Source organism: Nocardioides sp. 31GB23 (assembly GCF_040012395.1).
Classification (GTDB): Bacteria; Actinomycetota; Actinomycetes; order Propionibacteriales; family Nocardioidaceae; genus Nocardioides; species Nocardioides salarius.
Map to the genome: position 1 here is coordinate 1 of NZ_JBDYKJ010000133.1, position 2,230 is coordinate 2,230.

Here is a 2,230-nt window from a genome sequence, read left to right on the forward strand (position 1 = left end):
GGTCGGTGAAAGTCGGCCCGGGGCGCGGTGTCTGCCTTACGGCAGGTCCGTTTCCCCGGGCCGCTTCCCGAACCCGGCGGGCACCTCTCAATGCACCGGGCTCTCCACAAGCCCCTGTCAGGCTGCGTGTGGCTCCTCATCTGGGGACGGCCAGGGGGAGGGAATGACCTTGCCGCGGTAGCGGTAGCGGGTCGTGCTCAACTTCTCTGGGTTGAACATCTCTCGTCCCTGGCTGCTGGGCCACCATCCTCCGTGGCAGTAGAGCCGGCGGAGTTCGGCGATGGTGGCGTGACGGTGTTTGCGCCGCAGCCAGCGCCAGACTCGTTGCCACGTGTAGTGGCTGAGCCAGGAGAAGACTCGCGACGAGACACCGGGGCGGAAGTAGCCGCACCAGCCCCGCAGCATCGGGTTGAGCCGACGCAGCAGGTCGTCCAGCGATTGATTCAGTCCGACCTGTCGGCACAGCGTCTTGACCTTGCGCGTGGCCGCTTGCACGGCCTTCTTCGCGGGATGGACGTAGACGTAGTACCGGTTCGTGCCCTGCTTCTTGCGGCGTTGGATGTGCCAGCCCAAGAAGTCGAGGCCTTCATCGATGTGGGTGACCAAGGTCTTGTGCGGCGACAGGCGCAGACCCATCGTCGCGAGTACCTCGGCGATCTCCTCGCGGAACGCCTCAGCGTCGGACTGGGTGCCCCTGATCATCAGGCACCAGTCGTCGGCGTAGCGCACGAGGCGGAAGTTGGCCCGCCCGTGACGCAATCGACGCGCTCGTTCATTGCTGTCCGAGGCAGGGCCACCGGGCTTGTGGGCGATGAACTCGTCCAGCACCGACAACGCCACGTTGGCCAGCAACGGCGAGAGAATCCCGCCCTGCGGTGTCCCGGCGGTGGTCTCTTCCAGCGATTGCTCCTGTTTCAGGATCCCCGCCTTCAAGAACGCCTTGACCAGACCCAGGACGCGTTTGTCCCCGACTCGTTGACGCACCCGGCCCATGAGGGCGGTGTGGTCGATCTCGTCGAAACACGCCTCGATGTCTCCCTCGAGCACCCACTCATAGCAGCGTGGGCGCGAAGCGAGGTAGCGCACCTCAGCGACCGCGTCATGGGCCCGACGGTTGGGGCGGAACCCGTAGGAACACGGGTAGAAGTCCGCCTCAAAGATCGGCTCCAGCACCAGTTTCAGACTGGCTTGGACCACCCGGTCGGCCACGGTCGGAATCCCCAGACGGCGCAGTTTCCCGCCCGTCTTCGGAATCATCCGCTCGCGTACCGGCAACGGGCAGAAGCTCCGGTCCTTCAGACTTGACCGGAGACCGCCGAGGAACTCCTCGACGCCGTACCAGCCCTCGATGGACATGGCCGTATGGCCGTCCACTCCCGCCGTGCGGGCACCCTTGTTACCTCGCACCCGTTCCCAGGCCACCACAAGGAAGGCCGGGTCGGCCACGAGGTTGAACAGGTCGTCGAACCGGCGATGAGGATCATCGCTTGCCCAACGGTGCAGCTTGGTCTGGATCTTCAGTACCCGGGCCTGTGCTTCGTAGAGCACCTGCTCCAGCTCGTCGGTATTCACCAGCGATCTCTCCTGACATTCCATACACGTCCACTGCTGACTTGCTGACCCCCTTCGCCCTGTGACCGGCTTTCCCGGTCCCCGTGGCGGGTCGTGACGCCCGCGACTACTACGAGGTCTCCGTCCCACTGCGAGGGTCGTCGGCCGACAACGGACCTATCCGCACCCATCGGACTGGCTGCCCGACCCGGTGCGGAAACCCCCAAGTGGTTCCCACGTTCACCATGCGATCGATCGATCAGTTAGGCGCCCGGCTCTACCCCGGCAGCATCGTCATGGCTACGCCGCAGACCTTCACCATGACCTCCCCACCGACAGAACTAAACGGCTTCGGAGTCCAGCCGCCACTCCCGGCCAAGGCCGAGGAGGACGCCTGGTGCACTGCACACCGGCCCGCATCCGCCAGGTTGGAGCACGGCTTCGCGATTACGGGGCGTCAAACACCGATTCACTTACGTTGCACCTTCTGATCTCGCTCGACGGACCCGCACTGTCTGGCAGTACCAGCACGTCCCGCCTTTGTCGGGGCCGCTTGCCACCCTCCCCGGCGTTCCCCGGATCAGGCTGCCCCCAGCTTCATCAGGCCGCTGCGACGACCCAACGAGGGTGGTCTCTCACCACCCCTCGACACACACAGCGCCTCGTGGCGCACAGCTCC

General features: G+C 65.3%; 1 protein-coding gene. It reads right to left on the reverse strand.

The annotated features are described in order from the left end of the window. Positions 1 to 117 precede the first annotated feature (117 nt). On the reverse strand, positions 118 to 1,572 hold the full coding sequence (gene ltrA, locus ABKW28_RS22675) for a group II intron reverse transcriptase/maturase (protein ID WP_348613523.1): 1,455 nt from the start codon (positions 1,570 to 1,572) through the stop codon (positions 118 to 120). Positions 1,573 to 2,230 lie beyond the last annotated feature (658 nt).